At 55.6% G+C, this 17,549-nt stretch carries 22 protein-coding genes; 3 read left to right on the top strand and 19 right to left on the bottom strand.

Annotated elements, in window-relative coordinates; genetic code table 11:
- From VF709_RS17765 to fkpA, 9 genes are all read right to left on the bottom strand, one after another.
- A partial coding sequence (locus tag VF709_RS17765; RefSeq protein ID WP_001336758.1) for a GTP-binding protein occupies positions 1 to 111 on the bottom strand: 111 nt, incomplete at its 3' end.
- 69 nt (positions 112 to 180) lie between these two features.
- Positions 181 to 2,295, bottom strand: coding sequence for an elongation factor G (fusA, locus tag VF709_RS17770; RefSeq protein ID WP_029882142.1), 2,115 nt, complete (start codon positions 2,293 to 2,295; stop codon positions 181 to 183).
- A 96-nt stretch (positions 2,296 to 2,391) separates the two neighbouring features.
- Positions 2,392 to 2,862, bottom strand: coding sequence for a 30S ribosomal protein S7 (rpsG, locus tag VF709_RS17775; RefSeq protein WP_003861706.1), 471 nt, complete (start codon positions 2,860 to 2,862; stop codon positions 2,392 to 2,394).
- Positions 2,863 to 2,958: 96 nt separating this feature from the next.
- The gene (gene rpsL / locus VF709_RS17780; protein WP_000246815.1) at positions 2,959 to 3,333 is read right to left on the bottom strand and encodes a 30S ribosomal protein S12; all 375 of its coding nucleotides are present in this window, start codon (positions 3,331 to 3,333) and stop codon (positions 2,959 to 2,961) included.
- 124 nt (positions 3,334 to 3,457) lie between these two features.
- A complete protein-coding gene (gene tusB, locus VF709_RS17785; protein ID WP_013099033.1) occupies positions 3,458 to 3,745 on the bottom strand; it encodes a sulfurtransferase complex subunit TusB in 288 nt (95 codons plus the stop codon).
- Positions 3,746 to 3,752: 7 nt separating this feature from the next.
- Positions 3,753 to 4,112: a sulfurtransferase complex subunit TusC gene (tusC, locus tag VF709_RS17790; protein WP_013099034.1), complete on the bottom strand. Its 360-nt coding sequence runs from the start codon at positions 4,110 to 4,112 to the stop codon at positions 3,753 to 3,755.
- Positions 4,112 to 4,498 (bottom strand): sulfurtransferase complex subunit TusD, encoded by a 387-nt coding sequence (gene tusD / locus VF709_RS17795; RefSeq protein WP_038420730.1) that lies wholly within the window; start codon positions 4,496 to 4,498, stop codon positions 4,112 to 4,114. The genes tusC and tusD overlap by 1 nt, the downstream gene beginning before the upstream one ends.
- The gene (locus VF709_RS17800) at positions 4,498 to 5,220 is read right to left on the bottom strand and encodes a helix-turn-helix transcriptional regulator (protein ID WP_003861697.1); all 723 of its coding nucleotides are present in this window, start codon (positions 5,218 to 5,220) and stop codon (positions 4,498 to 4,500) included. The genes tusD and VF709_RS17800 overlap by 1 nt, the downstream gene beginning before the upstream one ends.
- 166 nt (positions 5,221 to 5,386) lie before the next feature.
- Entirely contained in the window at positions 5,387 to 6,208 is an 822-nt protein-coding gene (gene fkpA / locus VF709_RS17805; protein WP_013099036.1) for an FKBP-type peptidyl-prolyl cis-trans isomerase, read from the bottom strand.
- A gap of 238 nt (positions 6,209 to 6,446) precedes the next feature.
- Here fkpA and VF709_RS17810 point away from each other — a divergent pair, with 238 nt between their 5' ends.
- Positions 6,447 to 6,665: a protein SlyX gene (locus tag VF709_RS17810; RefSeq protein ID WP_003861693.1), complete on the top strand. Its 219-nt coding sequence runs from the start codon at positions 6,447 to 6,449 to the stop codon at positions 6,663 to 6,665.
- Between the two features lie 50 nt (positions 6,666 to 6,715).
- Here VF709_RS17810 and slyD read toward each other — a convergent pair whose 3' ends face one another.
- The 4 genes from slyD to kefG all read right to left on the bottom strand — a co-directional run bounded on the left by slyD (position 6,716) and on the right by kefG (position 9,965).
- Positions 6,716 to 7,300, bottom strand: coding sequence for a peptidylprolyl isomerase (slyD, locus tag VF709_RS17815; protein ID WP_013099037.1), 585 nt, complete (start codon positions 7,298 to 7,300; stop codon positions 6,716 to 6,718).
- Positions 7,301 to 7,394: 94 nt separating this feature from the next.
- Positions 7,395 to 7,595 carry a YheV family putative zinc ribbon protein gene (locus VF709_RS17820; RefSeq protein ID WP_013099038.1) on the bottom strand — a complete coding sequence of 67 codons (201 nt, stop codon included), beginning with the start codon at positions 7,593 to 7,595 and terminating at the stop codon, positions 7,395 to 7,397.
- Between the two features lie 13 nt (positions 7,596 to 7,608).
- Positions 7,609 to 9,414, bottom strand: a complete 1,806-nt coding sequence (gene kefB / locus VF709_RS17825) for a glutathione-regulated potassium-efflux system protein KefB (protein WP_020690480.1) — start codon at positions 9,412 to 9,414, stop codon at positions 7,609 to 7,611.
- A complete protein-coding gene (gene kefG / locus VF709_RS17830; protein WP_029882146.1) occupies positions 9,414 to 9,965 on the bottom strand; it encodes a glutathione-regulated potassium-efflux system ancillary protein KefG in 552 nt (183 codons plus the stop codon). The genes kefB and kefG overlap by 1 nt, the downstream gene beginning before the upstream one ends.
- 138 nt (positions 9,966 to 10,103) lie before the next feature.
- Here kefG and VF709_RS17835 point away from each other — a divergent pair, with 138 nt between their 5' ends.
- A complete protein-coding gene (locus VF709_RS17835; protein WP_013099041.1) occupies positions 10,104 to 12,008 on the top strand; it encodes an ABC transporter ATP-binding protein in 1,905 nt (634 codons plus the stop codon).
- A gap of 15 nt (positions 12,009 to 12,023) precedes the next feature.
- Positions 12,024 to 12,956, top strand: a complete 933-nt coding sequence (locus VF709_RS17840) for a LysR family transcriptional regulator (RefSeq protein WP_013099042.1) — start codon at positions 12,024 to 12,026, stop codon at positions 12,954 to 12,956.
- Between the two features lie 62 nt (positions 12,957 to 13,018).
- Here the strand turns inward: VF709_RS17840 and mdcH are convergent, their stop codons facing one another.
- The 6 genes from mdcH to mdcC form a co-directional block, all read right to left on the bottom strand.
- Positions 13,019 to 13,915: a malonate decarboxylase subunit epsilon gene (mdcH, locus tag VF709_RS17845; RefSeq protein WP_149896865.1), complete on the bottom strand. Its 897-nt coding sequence runs from the start codon at positions 13,913 to 13,915 to the stop codon at positions 13,019 to 13,021.
- Positions 13,915 to 14,532, bottom strand: a complete 618-nt coding sequence (locus VF709_RS17850; RefSeq protein WP_045902121.1) for a malonate decarboxylase holo-ACP synthase — start codon at positions 14,530 to 14,532, stop codon at positions 13,915 to 13,917. The genes mdcH and VF709_RS17850 overlap by 1 nt, the downstream gene beginning before the upstream one ends.
- A gap of 2 nt (positions 14,533 to 14,534) precedes the next feature.
- Positions 14,535 to 15,494 (bottom strand): AEC family transporter, encoded by a 960-nt coding sequence (locus tag VF709_RS17855; RefSeq protein ID WP_029882149.1) that lies wholly within the window; start codon positions 15,492 to 15,494, stop codon positions 14,535 to 14,537.
- A gap of 123 nt (positions 15,495 to 15,617) precedes the next feature.
- Positions 15,618 to 16,418 (bottom strand): biotin-independent malonate decarboxylase subunit gamma, encoded by an 801-nt coding sequence (gene mdcE / locus VF709_RS17860; protein ID WP_149896867.1) that lies wholly within the window; start codon positions 16,416 to 16,418, stop codon positions 15,618 to 15,620.
- Positions 16,418 to 17,251 (bottom strand): biotin-independent malonate decarboxylase subunit beta, encoded by an 834-nt coding sequence (locus VF709_RS17865; RefSeq protein ID WP_149896864.1) that lies wholly within the window; start codon positions 17,249 to 17,251, stop codon positions 16,418 to 16,420. Before VF709_RS17865 ends, mdcE begins: the two co-directional genes overlap by 1 nt.
- Positions 17,244 to 17,543, bottom strand: a complete 300-nt coding sequence (gene mdcC / locus VF709_RS17870) for a malonate decarboxylase acyl carrier protein (RefSeq protein WP_029882152.1) — start codon at positions 17,541 to 17,543, stop codon at positions 17,244 to 17,246. Before mdcC ends, VF709_RS17865 begins: the two co-directional genes overlap by 8 nt.
- Positions 17,544 to 17,549: the final 6 nt, after the last annotated feature.

Below are 17,549 nucleotides of genomic sequence, written 5' to 3' on the forward strand. Positions count from 1 at the left end.
AGCCAGAACGGTAGTGATTGCAGCAGTCAGGGTAGTTTTACCATGGTCAACGTGGCCGATAGTACCAACGTTGACGTGCGGTTTTGTACGTTCAAATTTTTCTTTAGACACGGCTATATTCCTTACTATAGTGCTCTCCCCTCAGGAGAGAGCACGGGACTTAGGTTTTAATCCTGTGGATTACTTACCACGGGCTTCAATAACGGCCTGAGCAACGTTGTTAGGCGCATCATCATACTTCAGGAATTCCATGGTGTATGATGCACGACCTTTGGTCAGAGAACGCAGCTGAGTTGCATATCCGAACATTTCAGACAGCGGAACTTCAGCGTGGATCTTAACGCCAGTTACTTCGGATTCCTGACCGCGCAGCATACCGCGACGACGGCTCAAGTCACCGATAACGTCACCGGTGTTCTCTTCAGGAGTTTCTACTTCAACCTTCATGATTGGCTCAAGCAGAACTGGTTTTGCTTTCTTAAAGCCTTCTTTAAAGGCAATAGACGCAGCCAGTTTAAACGCCAGTTCAGAGGAGTCAACGTCGTGGTAAGAACCGAAGTGCAGACGGATACCCATGTCAACAACCGGATAGCCAGCCAGAGGGCCCGCTTTCAGCTGTTCCTGGATGCCTTTATCAACGGCAGGGATGTATTCGCCAGGAATTACACCACCTTTGATGTCGTTGATGAACTCGTAACCTTTCGGGTTAGAGCCCGGCTCCAGTGGGTACATGTCGATCACAACGTGACCGTACTGACCGCGACCACCAGACTGCTTAGCGTGTTTACCTTCGATATCGGTAACTTTCGCGCGAATCGCTTCGCGGTAAGCAACCTGAGGTTTACCCACGTTCGCTTCAACGTTGAACTCGCGCTTCATACGGTCAACGATGATGTCCAGGTGCAGTTCACCCATACCTGCGATGATGGTCTGGTTAGATTCTTCATCAGTCCATACGCGGAATGATGGGTCTTCTTTCGCCAGACGGCCCAGAGCCAGACCCATTTTTTCCTGGTCAGCTTTGGTTTTTGGTTCAACCGCGATGGAGATTACCGGCTCAGGGAATTCCATACGCTCCAGAATGATCGGGTGATCCGGGTCACACAGGGTGTCACCGGTGGTCACGTCTTTCAGACCGATAGCTGCAGCGATGTCGCCCGCACGAACTTCTTTGATCTCTTCACGTTTGTTAGCGTGCATCTGTACGATACGGCCAAAACGTTCACGCGCCGCTTTCACGGAGTTCAGGATGGTGTCACCGGAGTTAACCACACCAGAGTAAACGCGGAAGAAGGTCAGGTTACCCACGAATGGGTCGGTAGCAATTTTGAACGCCAGTGCAGAGAACGGCTCGTCGTCGCTTGCGTGACGCTCAGCCGGAGTATCTTTACCGTCGTCCAGGATGCCGTTGATCGCAGGAACGTCAACCGGGGATGGCAGGTAGTCAACTACCGCATCCAGCATCGCCTGAACACCTTTGTTCTTGAACGCAGAACCACAGGTTACCAGGATGATTTCGTTGTTCAGAACACGCTGACGCAGAGCTTTTTTGATCTCTTCTTCAGACAGTTCTTCACCACCCAGGTATTTCTCCATCAGCTCTTCAGAAGCTTCAGCAGCGGATTCGATCAGGTTCTGGTGCCATTCGTCAGCCAGGTCCTGCATCTCAGCCGGGATATCTTCGTATTCGAAGGTAACGCCCTGGTCTGCATCGTTCCAGTTGATGGCTTTCATTTTCACCAGGTCGATAACGCCGGTGAAGCCTTCTTCAGCACCAATTGCCAGCTGCAGCGGAACAGGGTTCGCGCCCAGACGGGTTTTGATCTGACCAACAACTTTCAGGAAGTTAGCACCCATACGGTCCATTTTGTTAACGAACGCGATGCGTGGAACTTTATATTTGTTCGCCTGACGCCATACGGTTTCAGACTGTGGCTGAACACCACCAACTGCGCAATAAACCATTACCGCGCCGTCAAGAACACGCATGGAACGTTCTACTTCGATGGTGAAGTCAACGTGCCCTGGGGTGTCGATGATGTTTACGCGATGCGGTTCGTACTGCTTAGCCATACCTGACCAGAATGCAGTAGTCGCTGCGGAGGTGATAGTAATACCACGCTCCTGCTCCTGTTCCATCCAGTCCATGGTGGCTGCGCCGTCATGAACTTCACCGATTTTATGGTTTACACCGGTGTAGAACAGAATACGTTCGGTAGTAGTGGTCTTACCGGCGTCGATGTGCGCACTGATACCGATGTTACGGTAGCGTGCGATGGGTGTTGTACGAGCCATTTGATTCCTCGTTTGTTTCTTTAGGCGTTCAGTTAAGTAACCCAGAGCGGGCAGCTTCTCTGAAGCGCCCGCCTGGTGACTAATACTCCGAAGGGATTACCAACGGTAGTGTGCGAACGCCTTGTTGGCTTCTGCCATACGGTGAACGTCTTCACGTTTCTTAACTGCAGTACCTTTGTTTTCTGCAGCATCAGAAAGTTCGTTCGCCAGACGCAGAGCCATGGATTTATCACCGCGTTTACGAGCAGCTTCAACGATCCAACGCATTGCCAGGGCATTACGACGAACCGGACGAACTTCAACTGGAACCTGATAAGTAGAACCACCAACGCGGCGGGACTTAACTTCTACAGTTGGGCGAACGTTGTCGAGAGCGACTTCGAAAGCTTCCAGTTCATTTTTACCAGAACGCTGAGCCAGGGTCTCCAGCGCGCTGTATACGATTGCTTCTGCAGTAGATTTTTTACCATCTACCATCAGGATATTTACAAATTTTGCCAGCAGTTCTGATCCGAATTTCGGATCTGGAAGAATTTTACGCTGACCAATGACGCGACGACGTGGCATGGGAATACTCCGTTGTTAATTCAGGATTGTCCAAAACTCTACGAGTTTAGTTTGACATTAAGATAAATCAGTTTGGCCTTACTTAACGGAGAACCATTAAGCCTTAGGACGCTTCACGCCGTACTTGGAGCGAGCCTGCTTACGGTCTTTAACACCTGAGCAGTCCAGCGCACCACGAACGGTGTGGTAACGAACACCCGGAAGGTCTTTAACACGACCGCCACGGATCAGGATCACGGAGTGCTCCTGCAGGTTGTGACCTTCACCACCGATGTAGGAAGTCACTTCGAAACCGTTAGTCAAACGCACACGGCATACTTTACGCAGTGCGGAGTTTGGTTTTTTAGGAGTGGTGGTATACACACGAGTACATACACCACGTTTCTGCGGGCATGCTTCCAGCGCAGGCACGTTGCTCTTTGCAACTTTGCGTGCACGTGGTTTGCGTACCAGCTGGTTAACTGTTGCCATTAAATAGCTCCTGGTTTTAGCTTTTGCTTCGTAAACACGTAATAAAACGACCTCATACAATATGAGGACGCGAAATTTTAGGGCTACGTCGAAAAGGTGTCAAGAAATATACAGCGATCTCAAATCACCAGTTCATTTGACTGGCGTGCGTCACAGTAAGATTGACGAAATCAGTATAGCCAACCACGTCAATTTTGGCTGAAATTTGACCAGAAAGACCCCGCGCATCCAGATCGTCCTTTAGCGCAGAGACAGTTATGGGGGCATTTGTAAGGATTTCAACGAAACGGCTGCCTTCCAGCGCAGCAAGTACGCCATCCTGAATCAGCAGCAGGTCATCACCTTCGCGCAGCATGCTCAGTAGCGTGTCGATATCACATTGCCACGGTGAGCGGCTCAGGGTATGGAGCATGGCAGCCTCAGAAAGTCAGAACAGTGTCATAGTGAGAGAGTTGTTCGCGCAGCGCAGCAGAAGACAGGCACGTGACATCCAGAACAAAAGGCGTCTTCTCATCTAATCCGCGAGCGGCCAGCGAGTCGGCACACACATAGAAGGTTTCAATGTCGTACAGCGGCAACACTTTAAAGGTGGCGATATAATCCCGCATCAAAATCGCCTGCGGTTGCTGGCCCGCCAGAAGCTGAAACACCCCGTCCCCTAAAAAGAAGACGCCGATCTCCTCGGTCAATGCAGATGTCGCGAGCAGCGCATCCAGCCCTTCTCGGCCCGATGCGCTACCGTGCGGGGCAGTGGTAAAAACAAACGCGATGCGTTTCATCAGAATTGCACCACTCGGTCACAGGTGAGCGCAGCCTGCGCCAGCGCGCCCAGACCACTTAGTGAAAATCCGGGATGCAGGTTGGAACCGGCTAAACCAAGACGCGCGGCTTCGGTTGTATCAGCCACACCGCGACGCAGGGCCGCTGCCACGCAGATATGCAATTCAACACCCTGCGTCTCATTTAACGCCTGCCAGGCGCGCACCAGATCAAACTCATCGCTGGCCGGCGACGTAAACTGGTTCGCGTTATAGATCCCTTCCCGATAGAAGAAGACGCTCACCAGTTCATGTCCGGCTTTTAGCAGCGCCTGGGCAAATTGCAGTGCGCTGCTGGCCTGCTGAGTGCCATACGCCGGGCCTGTCACCATTAACGCAAAACGCATTACTTATCTTGCCCCAGGAAATCACCGCTTTTGAACTGGCGAATATAGAGGTAGACCGTATGTTTGGAAATGTTCAGGCGGTCAGCCACCTGATTGATGGCGTCTTTGATATCAAAAATGCCTTTTTCATAGAGATTCAGCACGATCTGACGGTTCTTGGCGTTGTTCGATACGTTGCGATCGGCATTCACCTCTTCAATCGTGAACTCCAGCGTCTGCGTGACGAGATCCTCAACTGAAGAGGCAAAGTTAACAGAAGAGCCCACGTCTGGCGTTTCAGGCGGAATAAAGGTGCTCATGATTTGCGAGAATGGCACATCAAGGTTCATGTTGATGCACAGCAGTCCGATCACACGATGCTCGCGATTTCGAATAGCAATGGTTTCTGATTTCATCAGCACGCCGCTTTTGGCGCGAGTGAAATAGCATTTGGAGACGCTGCTGTCCGCGCCGGTCATGTCATGCAGCATACGCAATGCAAGGTCGGTAATTGGCGAACCAATTTTACGGCCAGTATGCTCACCATTAGCAATGCGGATGGCGGAACACTTCAGATCTTGCAGGGAGTGCAATACGATTTCGCAGTGGGACCCAATGAGCATCGCTAACCCGTCCACCACCGCTTCGTAGGATTTCAGAATATCGAAGTCGGTCTGGTCGAAAGGACGTTGATCCAGCAAATCAAGTTCACTGGTTTCGTTGGTTAAAAGCGACCTGGACATGAAAAAAACACTCCTTTTCAGGAGCCTGTCGTTAGGTTTTCAGGGCAGGCTCATTATCTACACGGACAACTAAATTAATACAGCGTACCTGGCACTTTCCAGTGTTAATTATATCTGCCCCACAATAAAAAAAACCGCCGCCTTAAAGGCGGCGGTTTTCATTACATTACTTCTTCGCGTCTGCGGCAGCTTTTTGATCTGCCTGCGCTTCTGGTTTCGCATCGGCTTTCGGTGCCGGTTTGATATCCAGCAGCTCTACGTCAAACACCAGCGTAGAGTTGGCAGGGATACCCGGAACGCCGGTTTTGCCATAGGCCAGATCCGGTGGGATAACCAGCTTGATCTTACCGCCTTTCTTGATGTTTTTCAGACCTTCGGTCCAGCCTGGGATCACACCATCCAGACGGAAGGAGAGCGGCTCACCGCGGGTGTAGGAGTTATCGAACTCTTTACCGTCGATCAACGTACCTTTGTAGTTCACCACGACAGTATCGCTGTCTTTCGGTGCATCACCGGTACCTTCTTTCTCAACTTTGTATACCAGACCGGTAGAAGAGGTTTTTACGCCCTTCTCTTTAGCAAAGGTATCGCGGTAGGCTTTGCCTTTCGCTTCGTTGTCTTTCGCGTCCGCTTCCATCTTCGTCTGAGCGGCACCTTTCACACGCGCTTCGAACGCCTGCAGAGTCTGTTCAATTTCCTGGTCAGACAGTTTGCTCTTATCAGCAAACGCATCCTGAACACCCGCGATCAGCTGAGCTTTGTCCAGTTTGATGCCCAGTTTCTCTTGTTCTTTCAGAGAATTTTCCATGTAACGACCCAGAGATGCGCCCAGTGCGTAGGCAGATTTCTGGTCGTCATTTTTGAACGCCGCTTTGCTGTCTGCAGTTGCAGCAGGCTTCGCAGCAGTATCAGCAGCGAAGGACAGCGGCGCGTTCAGCGCAACAGCCATCGTCGTCGCCAGCAGCGTTACTTTAAACAGTGATTTCATCCATATCTCCAGGGCCTGGGGACTCTCACCCCAGCATTAAACGTAAATGAGCTACGTACTATAAAACGTTGTGGAAGAAATCTACAGACAGACTCTCCCGATTCTCGCCACTTTTAAGACTATTTTTGTTTAAATAAGTTTCTTGCCAAAGGGATGGATACTGCACTAAGGAACAAACTCAGTTAAACTTCGCCGCCGCTGGCCCATTATGGCGAATCAGAAACAGACGAGGTGAATGATGAAGGACACAACGATTGAAGCGAGACTGGCTGAACTGGAAAGCCGCCTGGCTTTTCAGGACATCACCATCGAAGAGCTTAACCAGACCGTGACCGCGCATGAACTCGAAATGGCGAAACTGCGGGATCATATGCGCCTGCTGACGGAAAAGCTGAAGGCTACGCAGCCGTCAAACATCGCCTCACAGTCTGAAGAGACGCCACCACCTCACTATTGAGGCGAAAAAAAGCGGGATAATCCCGCTTTTTTATTTTCCGTTATACGGAATTAGTGGCAGCCACAGCCGCCGTTACCGCAACCACCTTTACCGTGGTCGTGACCATGGTCGTGGCCGTGGCCACCGCAGCAGCCGTCATGGCCGTGATCGTGGTCATGGTCGTGACCGTGCGCACCGTGAACGTGGCCATGAGCCAGCTCTTCTTCGGTTGCTTCACGGATAGCGACAACTTCTACGTTGAACTTCAGGTTCTGGCCAGCCAGCATGTGGTTGCCATCAACCACAACGTGGTCGTCTTCAACTTCAGTAATTTCAACCGGAACCGGGCCCTGGTCAGTTTCCGCCAGGAAGCGCATGCCAACCTGCAGTTCGTCAACGCCCATGAACACGTCTTTAGGAACGCGCTGAACCAGGTTGTCGTCATACTGGCCGTATGCGTCGTTCGCGCCTACAGCAACGTCAAATTTATCGCCAACTTCATGACCTTCCAGCGCGTTTTCCAGGCCGGAAATCAGGGAACCGTGACCATGCAGGTAGTCCAGCGGCGCACTCACCGGAGACTCATCAACCAACACACCGTCTTCTGTACGTACCTGATAGGCCAGGCTGACCACCAGGTCTTTTGCTACTTTCATGATATCTCCTGAGCGTGGGAAAATTGCTGGCGCAGATTGTAGCGGAAATCTGCACCCGTGTACCCTTTAGCTTAAAAAAACTCAGGGCATATCGCTAGTCCGGATGAAAAATGCCGATCACTTGCTCTTCTTTGCGTACATGATCGCGCGCTTCTTTGTCGGCCTCACGCATCTGGTGGCCGCACTTAACACACTCAACAACATCAATATTATTTTCACGCCACATTGCCAGAGTATCTTGCGCCTGGCAGGAGGGGCACTTTGCGCCCGCAATAAAGCGTTTACGTACAGCCATATTTGGTTACCCTTTATTCAAATTCGTCCCAGCCGTCCAGCTGGCGTCGTTCCTGCTGCATCTCGCGCTGGAAAATCTCCTCCAGCTCGCGACGCGCTTCCCGCACGCGGGAAATCTGCGCCGTATCCGTGTGTACGGGCATCAGCTCGCGCAGCATTCGCATATCCAGCCGTCGGAAGTGCATCTGGGCCCGCTGCGCCTGATGCGGGTGCATACCCAGCGAAATCAACGCTTTGCGCCCCAGCTCCAGCGCACTGGAAAACGTCTCACGCGAGAAGTGTTTCACACCCGCCTGCAACAGTTCGTGCGCTTCAACACGACCCCGCGCACGCGCCAGAATATGCAGATGCGGGAAATGCTGCTGGCAGAGTTCGACCAGCTTCATCGTATCTTCCGGATCGTTACAGGTTATGACGATCGACTCCGCCGCCTCCGCACCTGCGGATCGCAGCAGTTCGAGCTGCGTCGCATCGCCGTAGTAAACCTTATAACCATATTTGCGCATCAGGTTGACCGCGCTGATATCCCGCTCGAGCACCGTGATGCGCATTTTGTTCGCCATCAGCAGACGACCAATCACCTGCCCGAAGCGGCCAAACCCCACCACAATCACTTGCGGCTTATCGTCTTCCACCCACGGGGCTTCGTCTTCATCATCAGCCGGGTTTAAGCGGCGCGACAGCAGTTTATCCACCAGCTTCATCAGCAGCGGCGTGGTCATCATCGACAGCGTGACCGTCACCAGCAGAAGCGCCATCTGATCGTCTTTGAACAGTTTCTGGGACGATGCCGTAGAGAACAGCACAAACGCGAACTCTCCCCCCTGGCTTAGCACGCTGGCAAACTGCATACGTTCCGAACTGCGCAGCCCGGATATACGCGCCAGGACATACAGCACCAGCGTTTTCACCGCCACCAGCACAGCCACGCTCACAATAACCCACAGCAGATGGGTATAGAGCACACCGAGATTGAGCGCCATGCCCACCGAAATAAAGAACAGCCCTAACAGCAGCCCTTTAAAGGGTTCGATCGCAATTTCCAGTTCGTGGCGGTATTCGCTCTCGGCGAGCAGCACCCCGGCGATAAACGTACCCAGCGCCATCGACAGCCCCAGCGCGTCCATAAACAGCGCAGAGCCTAATACCAGCAGCAGCGTTGCAGCGGTAAACACCTCGCGCACGCCTGACGCGGCGATAAAGCGGAACACCGGCCGCAGCAGAAAACGTCCCCCAATTAGCATGCCCGCAAAAGCCAGCACCTTCATGGAGACTTTTGCCCAGTCAAAGTGATCGTCACCCGGCCCGGCCAACAGCGGCACCAGCGCTAACGCCGGGATCACCGCTAAATCCTGAAATAGCAGCACCGAAAAGCCCAGTTGCCCCGACTCACTGCGGTTCATGCCCTTATCCCGCATCAGCTGCAATGCCATCGCCGTTGAGGACATGGCAAGGCCAATACCGCCGATGGTCGCCGCCTGCCACGAAAAGTCAGTGAGCATCAGCAATCCGGCCAGAATGGCCGCGCTGAACAGCACCTGCGCCGCGCCAACGCCAAAGATAGAGCGCCGGAGTTGCCACAGCTTTGACGGATTAAGCTCCAGGCCAATGATGAACATCAGGAAGACCACACCCAGCTCGGAGAAATGGAGAATTTCATCGACATCGCTGATGAATCCCAGCCCCCAGGGGCCAATCGCGATCCCCGCCAGCAGATACCCGAGTACCGCGCCAATACCGAGCCGTGCGGCCAACGGTACAGCCACCACCGCGGCAAACAAAAACAGCACCCCGGCGAGGAGTAAATTCGATCCTTCCATTAACGCCCTCCTGCCGGAATCGGTGATGCCAGCCATTCTCCGTACGCTCTGGCGTGGCTCGCCAGCGCCTTCGGATCCTGACGCCGTGCCCAGTAGACAATAATCGGGCTCATCCAGTGCATACGGCACATCGCCGCCGTCAGTTCAAACGGTCGCAGGATATCGCTCATCGGATAACGGTTAAGGCCATCGTAGCGGTAGGCGCTCTCCGGCTCACCGGTGGTAATCACACTACGCCAGTACTTTCCCGCCAGTTGGTTGCCCCCCACCCCGCTGGAAAACCCCCGGCTCAGCACCCGATCCAGCCACTCTTTCAGCAGGGCCGGACAGCTATAGGTATAGAGCGGATGCTGGAACACAATCACATCATGCTGACGCAGCAATTCCTGCTCGTACGGAATATCGATAAAGAAATCAGGGTAGTGCGCGTAGAGATCGTGCACCGTCACGTTACTGAGCTGAGTAGCCGGCTTAAGCAGGACGCGGTTTGCCACCGAGTCCTGAGATTCCGGATGGGCATACAGCAGCAGCACTTTTGCTGTCTGAGACATCACTCCCCTCCCGGTTCTGTTTCTGTTTTTGTGTATCGTCGTTGTTTTGGGCTACCATGGCGGCCCGGTGCGGAAAATGGCCCACACCTTACATTATCATAATGACAAATTAACATAGTCGGAACATACGGCGCTTCTATGATTGTTTTCTCCTCGTTACAAATTCGCCGCGGCGTGCGCGTCCTGCTGGATAACGCCACCGCCACCATTAATCCAGGTCAAAAAGTGGGTCTGGTCGGCAAAAATGGCTGCGGTAAATCCACCCTGCTGGCGCTGCTGAAAAACGAGATTAGCGCGGATGGCGGTAACTTTACTTATCCGGGAAACTGGCAGCTCGCCTGGGTAAACCAGGAGACGCCCGCCCTGAGTGAGCCGGCGCTCGACTATGTTATTGATGGCGATCGTGAATACCGTAAGCTGGAAGCGGAACTGAACGCCGCCAACGAGCGCAACGATGGCCACGCCATCGCCACCGTCCACGGCAAGCTGGACGCCATCGACGCGTGGACCATTCGCTCCCGCGCCTCCAGCCTGCTCCACGGCCTGGGGTTCAGCAACGAACAGCTTGAACGTCCCGTCAGCGACTTCTCCGGTGGCTGGCGTATGCGTCTTAACCTGGCGCAGGCGCTGATCTGCCGCTCCGATTTGCTGTTGCTCGATGAACCGACCAACCACCTCGATCTCGATGCGGTCATTTGGCTGGAGAAGTGGCTCAAGAGCTATCAGGGCACTCTGATTCTGATCTCCCACGACCGCGACTTCCTCGATCCGGTGGTGGATAAAATCATTCATATCGAACAGCAAAATATGTTCGAGTACACCGGTAACTACAGCTCTTTCGAACGCCAGCGGGCGACGCGCCTCGCTCAACAGCAGGCGATGTACGAAAGCCAGCAGCAGCGCGTGGCGCATCTGCAGAGTTTTGTTGACCGCTTCAAGGCCAAAGCCTCGAAGGCAAAGCAGGCCCAGAGCCGCATCAAGATGCTGGAACGCATGGAGATGATTGCCCCGGCGCATGTGGATAACCCGTTCCACTTCAGCTTCCGCGAACCGGAGAGCCTGCCAAACCCGCTGCTGAAGATGGAAAAAGTGAGCGCCGGATACGGCGATCGCATCATCCTCGACTCCATCAAACTCAACCTGGTGCCGGGTTCGCGCATTGGTCTTCTGGGGCGTAACGGTGCCGGTAAGTCAACGCTCATCAAACTGCTGGCGGGCGAGCTTAACCCGGTAAGCGGCGAAATCGGTCTGGCGAAAGGCATCAAGCTTGGCTACTTCGCTCAGCATCAGCTGGAATTTTTACGCGCGGATGAGTCCCCTATCCAGCATCTGGCGCGCCTGGCGCCGCAGGAGATGGAGCAGAAGCTGCGCGACTACCTCGGCGGCTTTGGCTTCCAGGGTGATAAGGTCACTGAAAACACAGAGCGTTTCTCCGGCGGCGAAAAAGCGCGTCTGGTGCTGGCGCTGATCGTCTGGCAGCGCCCGAACCTGCTGCTGCTCGATGAACCGACCAACCACCTAGACCTTGACATGCGTCAGGCGTTGACCGAAGCGCTGATTGAGTTTGAGGGCGCGCTGGTTGTGGTCTCGCACGATCGTCACCTGATCCGCTCCACCACGGACGATCTCTATCTGGTGCACGACGGTAAAGTCGAGCCGTTTGACGGCGACCTGGAAGACTATCAGCAGTGGCTGACGGACGTGCAGAAGCAAGAGAACCAGCCGGAAGAGTCGGCGAAAGAGAACGCCAACAGCGCGCAGGCGCGTAAAGATCAGAAGCGTCGTGAAGCTGAACTGCGTACTCAGACTCAACCACTGCGTAAAGAGATTGCCCGTCTCGAAAAAGAGATGGAAAAGCTCAACGCCACGCTTGCCGCCGTTGAAGAGAAGCTGGGCGACAGCGAACTGTATGACCAGAGCCGTAAAGCGGAGCTGACCGACTGTCTGCAAACCCAGGCGAAGACCAAATCCAGCCTCGAAGAGTGCGAAATGGCATGGCTGGATGCCCAGGAACAGCTGGAAGCGATGCTGCAGGCTGACTGACACGCCGGGAGGGTTATGGGTTTCGATATCACGAGCGACATTACATTCCGTAAGCTCAGCATCTTCATGACGTTTATGGAGAAGGGCAATATCGCGCGTACTGCCGAAACGCTGGGTCTGAGCGGCGTCAGCGTGCATCGTGCACTGCATACTCTGGAAGAGAACGTCCGCTGTCCGCTCTTTACCCATAAGGGACGTAACCTGATTGCCCTTCCGTCCGCCTGGACGCTGCTGGAGTATTGTCAGGAGGTTATGCAGGTGATGGAGCGCGGGCTGGAAGAGTCCCGTAAAGTCGCCGGTATTGGTCAGGGACGGTTGCGCGTCGGCACGCTCTACTCGCTGACGCTGGAAACCGTGCCGCGCCTGATCATGGGCATGAAGCTGCGTCGCCCGGATCTGGAGATGGATCTGACGATGGGCTCTAACGATACGTTGCTGCATATGCTTGACGACGGTACGCTGGACGCGATCCTCATCTCGATTTCCGAAAGCAATATCGACCGCAACAGCCTTGAAGTCCTGCCCCTGTTTCATGATGACATTTTCCTGGCCGCGCCTGCCTCTGCCACGCTGAATACCAGCGGGCTGGCGGATTTACGCGATTACAAAGATCAGAAATTTGTCTCGCTGGCAGAAGGGTTTGCCACCTATGCGGGGTTCCAGGAAGCATTTCATATCGCCGGATTTGAACCGGAAATCGTCACCCGCGTGAATGACATTTTCTCAATGCTCAGCCTGGTTCAGGCGGGCGTCGGCTTTACGCTGATGCCGGGCAGGATGAAGAAGGTCTACGAAAATTCGGTGCAGTTACTGAAGCTGGCAGAACCGTACCAGATGCAGCAGCTTATCGCGATTGTGTTCGCCCGCAACCGCGAGCAGGACCCGAGCCTGCGGGCATTAGCCGCCGAAGGGCGGATGTATGCGCGCAGCCTGCAGGAAAGTGTGTGATACAAAACAAGGCAACCGAACCCGTAGGCCCGGTAAGGCGTAGCCGCCACCGGGCTAAAAATTCACGCACGAAGCCTTCCTGCCAGATGCACCGCCACATCCACACCGCTGCGCTCGAGTGATATGGTCTCCCCTTCCCACGCCGCCTGACGTGTCAGACAGGTCAGTACCCCGCCGGGCGGCATCTCGATCGCCAGCCGGGCTTCACGTTCATTCGCGGCAATCACCGCCTCCTGCCAGCGCACGGTGCGCGCCATGTTCATGGCAAGATCGTCCGCGATTTTCTCCGGCTGCCAGAGCACGCGTCCGGTGCTGCCGCTCAGGTACGCACAGCGTGGACGAGCCAGCGTGACGGACTCAAACGCCGCCGCCAGCTTTTGTGCCGGCTCCGCCAGCAGTTCACAATGGGATGGCACGCTGACTGCCAGCCTTTGCACTTTGCTCGCCCCCTTTTCCAGGGCGCGTTTTGCCACCTGCGCCATCCCTTCATCGGATCCGGCAATGACGATCTGCGTTTCGGCATTCAGGTTAGCAATATACGTTCCGCTACCCTCGATAAGCTGTTCCACCTGCGGCAGGGTTAAGCCCATGATGGCCGTCAGGCCGTAGCCGTGGGGCCAGGCCTGTTCCATCAGATCGCCACGCAGCGCCACCAGCTTAAGGGCGTCCGTAAATTCCAGCGCCCCTGCCACTACTGCCGCGGGATAAGCGCCAATCGATAAACCGCTGACGATGTCAGGCGACACGTCACGTCGCTCCAGCTCGCGCGCCCAGGACACGCCAGCAATCAGCAGAGAAAGCTGAACCGCACGGGTATGGGTTAACGAGGCGGCACTGTCCAGCGTATCAACTTCGGCACCCAGCACCTCACGCGCCTGAGCCAGTTCCGTTCCCGGCAGGTTTTGCAGCATACCTTCATGCTGCGTACCCTGCCCCGGAAAGGTAAACAGTATTTTCATCACTCCTCCCTGCGCCATGGGTCTGCCACCAGGCGTGGCCCACGGCGGGTTTTCAGCAGCGTTTTGCCATCGCGCAGCCACTCCGCCAGCGCGAATCCGCCCTCTGGCGTATCTACCTGGGTATCAGCCCGGCACAGCGCACCACTCAACTGCGACTGCCAGGCGGTAAACGCGTCGGGTGATATCGGCTGCGGGGCGCGGATCAGCAGATCAAGATCGCTGTCGGCATGGATCACCGGAATGCCGGTCGCCAGCGCATAGCCGGTGCTGCCGGTTATGCCCCATGTCCAAGGCCACGACTGCTGCGCAAGCTGTAACGCCACCTGAACCGGTGGCTGGGTGACAAACGGCGAACGCAGCAGATCGGCGGTGACGCACAGCTCTTCAGGTGACACCACGCGTAACACATTCCCGGGCTTCACCCATCCAGCCGCCCGCTGGTCGCGGCGCAGTCCGCGCACGCCAACGGGGATTCGGCCATCGTTATCAACATCACGCCGCACCACCACCGGCAGGCCGGTATGCCAGGCGGCATCCACCCAGGTTTCAGTAATACCTTCCAGCGCGTCGCGCGAGGTAAGCCAGATGAGGTCGTGGGGGCGTAATGTTGTGGTCATGATTACATTCCTGAAGTCAGCGAGATAAACAGCGGCAGCGACAGGATACACAGGACTGAGCTTAACAGCAGTACCGCTTCTGCATCCGGTGACTGCACGCCAAAGCGGTTACCAAACACGACCCCGAAGAAGCCCGCAGACAGTGCAATCATCAGAATGGCGGTGATCGCCACGGAGCCGTGCAGACCGAAGATTAAAACGATACCCCAGGCAATGGCTGGCTGGATCAGCAGCTTAGCGATGGTGGAAGTGATCACCATGGTGTTGATCTGCAGCTTACGGGCAGAGAGGATCACCCCGGTCAGGAACAGCGCCGCAGCGGTGGCGGACAGCCCCAACGGTTTAATTGCAGAGAGGACCAGTTCCGGCATTTTGATGCCGATGGCGGATAAAATCACACCCAGCAGAGGCCCCATCACGATCGGTTTTTTAATGGATCGCCACATCAGCACCGGCAGCATAGAGAGGGTTGAGCCGGAGGTATTGCCCTCAGCGCGCGCTTTTTCCCGCTCCAGGATCAGCAGACAGAACGGCGTCATCAGCACGGACCCGCAGGCAATAGAGACCGCCACAGACAGAGACGTGGTAGATCCTTCACCCAGCACGCTGCCCAGAATCGGCAGACCAAGCGCCGCATAGTTTGGCAGCGCGACGGTGAGCGTCAGCACGGCCGCATCCTGAGGGGATTTTTTAAAGACCTTCGTGGCAAGGAAATAGATGGCTGCGTAGGTGATCCACATCGCCAGAGTCAGTACCAGGATCAGCGGCGACTGCGCCACGATACCGGTCCACGGGGTTTGCACGGTCGCGCTGAACAGCGCGGCAGGCAGCGCAAAATCCATGACGAAGATATTGAGCAGGGAAACATTTTTGTTATCGACCATCTTTGCCTTACCGGCCCAGAATCCCAGCAGCATGATGACGAAAATCGGTGCGAGAGCATGAACAATTACGTAAGTCATAAATCACCTGTGATTAAAAAGAAGTAGCACTGGCGCGATGATTATTATTTTCAGGATGCAGTTTCCCGCACGGGCGTAACGGATACGCCCGTGAGGTTGTGCATCTGGCAGGTCTCTTTTTACTTACCAGCTGGCGCGCATACGTTCGCGTACGAGCGCCGAGCTGCGGCGATTGTCAGCACCCAGACGGCTTTTCAGCGTCGGATCCTGACGAGCGTCACTGATGGCCTGTTGCAGGGTGGTTTTCACCAGCGTCAGGTCGCTATCGGATGGGGCATCCGGGTTGCTGATATCCAGCAAGCTGGAGAGCAGCCCCAGCGTGGCGTAGTTGCTGATGTCATACGCCATAGGTGGAATAGTGGCGGCCAGTTTTTCCAGCGCCTCCACGCTGCGCAGGGTGATCCGCGCGGCAGACGCTTTCCCCATGGCATGGATGAGCACGCCTTTATCGTTAAAAGCAATCAGTCGGTTGGCCTGGTAACCATGCGCCAGAAACGCGCCGGACATGGCTTTACCCACAATCAGGCCAATCACCGCATGACCCGCCAGGCGCGCGTTGGCGTAGGCGGCCGCAGCGCCTGCCAGCGCCTGGTGGATACCAAACGCCTCTTCGCGACGGCCATAAGCCTGGCTTGGGACGTCGATCACCGCCACAATCGGGCGCTTAACGGCTTTATCAGCATCTGCCGCGACGGTTTTGCTGACCACTTTCGCCAGCGTCCAGCCTTCAAGCAGGCCGACTTCCCCTTTCGCCGCGCGCGGGAAGTGGTTGTTGGCATCCGGCATTACGGCGATAAAACGCACCGTTTCACCGTTCAGCTCGCCGTCTGCCGCCTGCACGGACGGGCACAGCCCCTCAATACGTTTGGCGTTCGGGGCGAGGGTTTCCAGCCAGCGTTCGCCACGGCTCATTGCGTTACTCATCATTTCACCTCCCGGGCAAAAAGCGCGTTAATCTGTTCGGCATCGGCCTGTTTGCGGGTGTCGAAATTGGTCAGGCGGTACAGGTAATCGTCGTAGTTATCGGTGCGATGTTTTGCCGGTACGCCTTTGGCGATGGCCTCGTTCATCGCGGCTTTCACCGCATTCACGCCATCGCCGACCAGCGCGTCCACCAGCCCGCTCTGATAGCGCACCTCGCCGCCGGTCATGCTCCAGATAAACGGACGGTCACGGGAGTCGTACTCTTCAATGCCCGCTTCCTGCTCAATAACCTGCGGGCCGTTTAACCCCAGACGTGCTTCGCGGGTCACAATCAGGTAGCTGCAAAGCGCCGCCGCGATGGACATGCCGCCGAAGCAGCCCACGGTCCCGGCCACAATCCCGATAACGGGCGTGTAGCGACGCAGGTCAACAATCGCCGCGTGGATATCAGCAATCGCCGCCAGGCCGAGGTTGGCTTCCTGCAGGCGTACGCCGCCGGTTTCGAGGCACAGCACCGCCTGAGTCGGAATGCCGTTACGGTTATCTTCCGCCGCCAGCTCCAGAGCTGCTGCCATTTTCGCGCCGGAGACCTCGCCCATGCTGCCGCCCTGGAACGCGCCTTCAATCGCCACGACGACCGCAGGCTGGCCGTTGATAGTCCCTTTCGCGACCACCATGCCATCATCGGCCTGCGGCACAATGCCCTGTGGCCCAAGCCACGGAGAGATAATGCCTGCAAACGGATCCAGCAGTTCGCGGTAGCTGCCCTCGTCGAGCAACGCCTGCGCACGCTGGCGCGCTTTTAATTCGATAAAGCTGCTGTCATCACGCATGGCTCACCCCTTCAAAAACCTGTTCGATACGAATGCGCGCCACGCCCGGCGTCGCGCCAAAGTCGTGGATGGTCAGTTTGCCTGCGGGCAGACTGCTGACGGTCTCCAGGCGGCTGAATAACGCCTCCCAGCGTCCCCGGCTGTTGTCGACGGAGGTGGTGATATCAATGGTTAAGGTCTGGCCCGGTTCGGCGGTGAACAGCACCTCCATATCCCCGGATCCAACTACCCCTGCCAGCGCCCGGCCGCTTAACGTGCGGCTGGCTGGCATGGTCAATGTGATTTTTTCCATAACATC

This window comes from Enterobacter sp. Lyrl_3 (assembly GCF_051948675.1).
Lineage (GTDB): Bacteria > Pseudomonadota > Gammaproteobacteria > Enterobacterales > Enterobacteriaceae > Enterobacter > Enterobacter cloacae.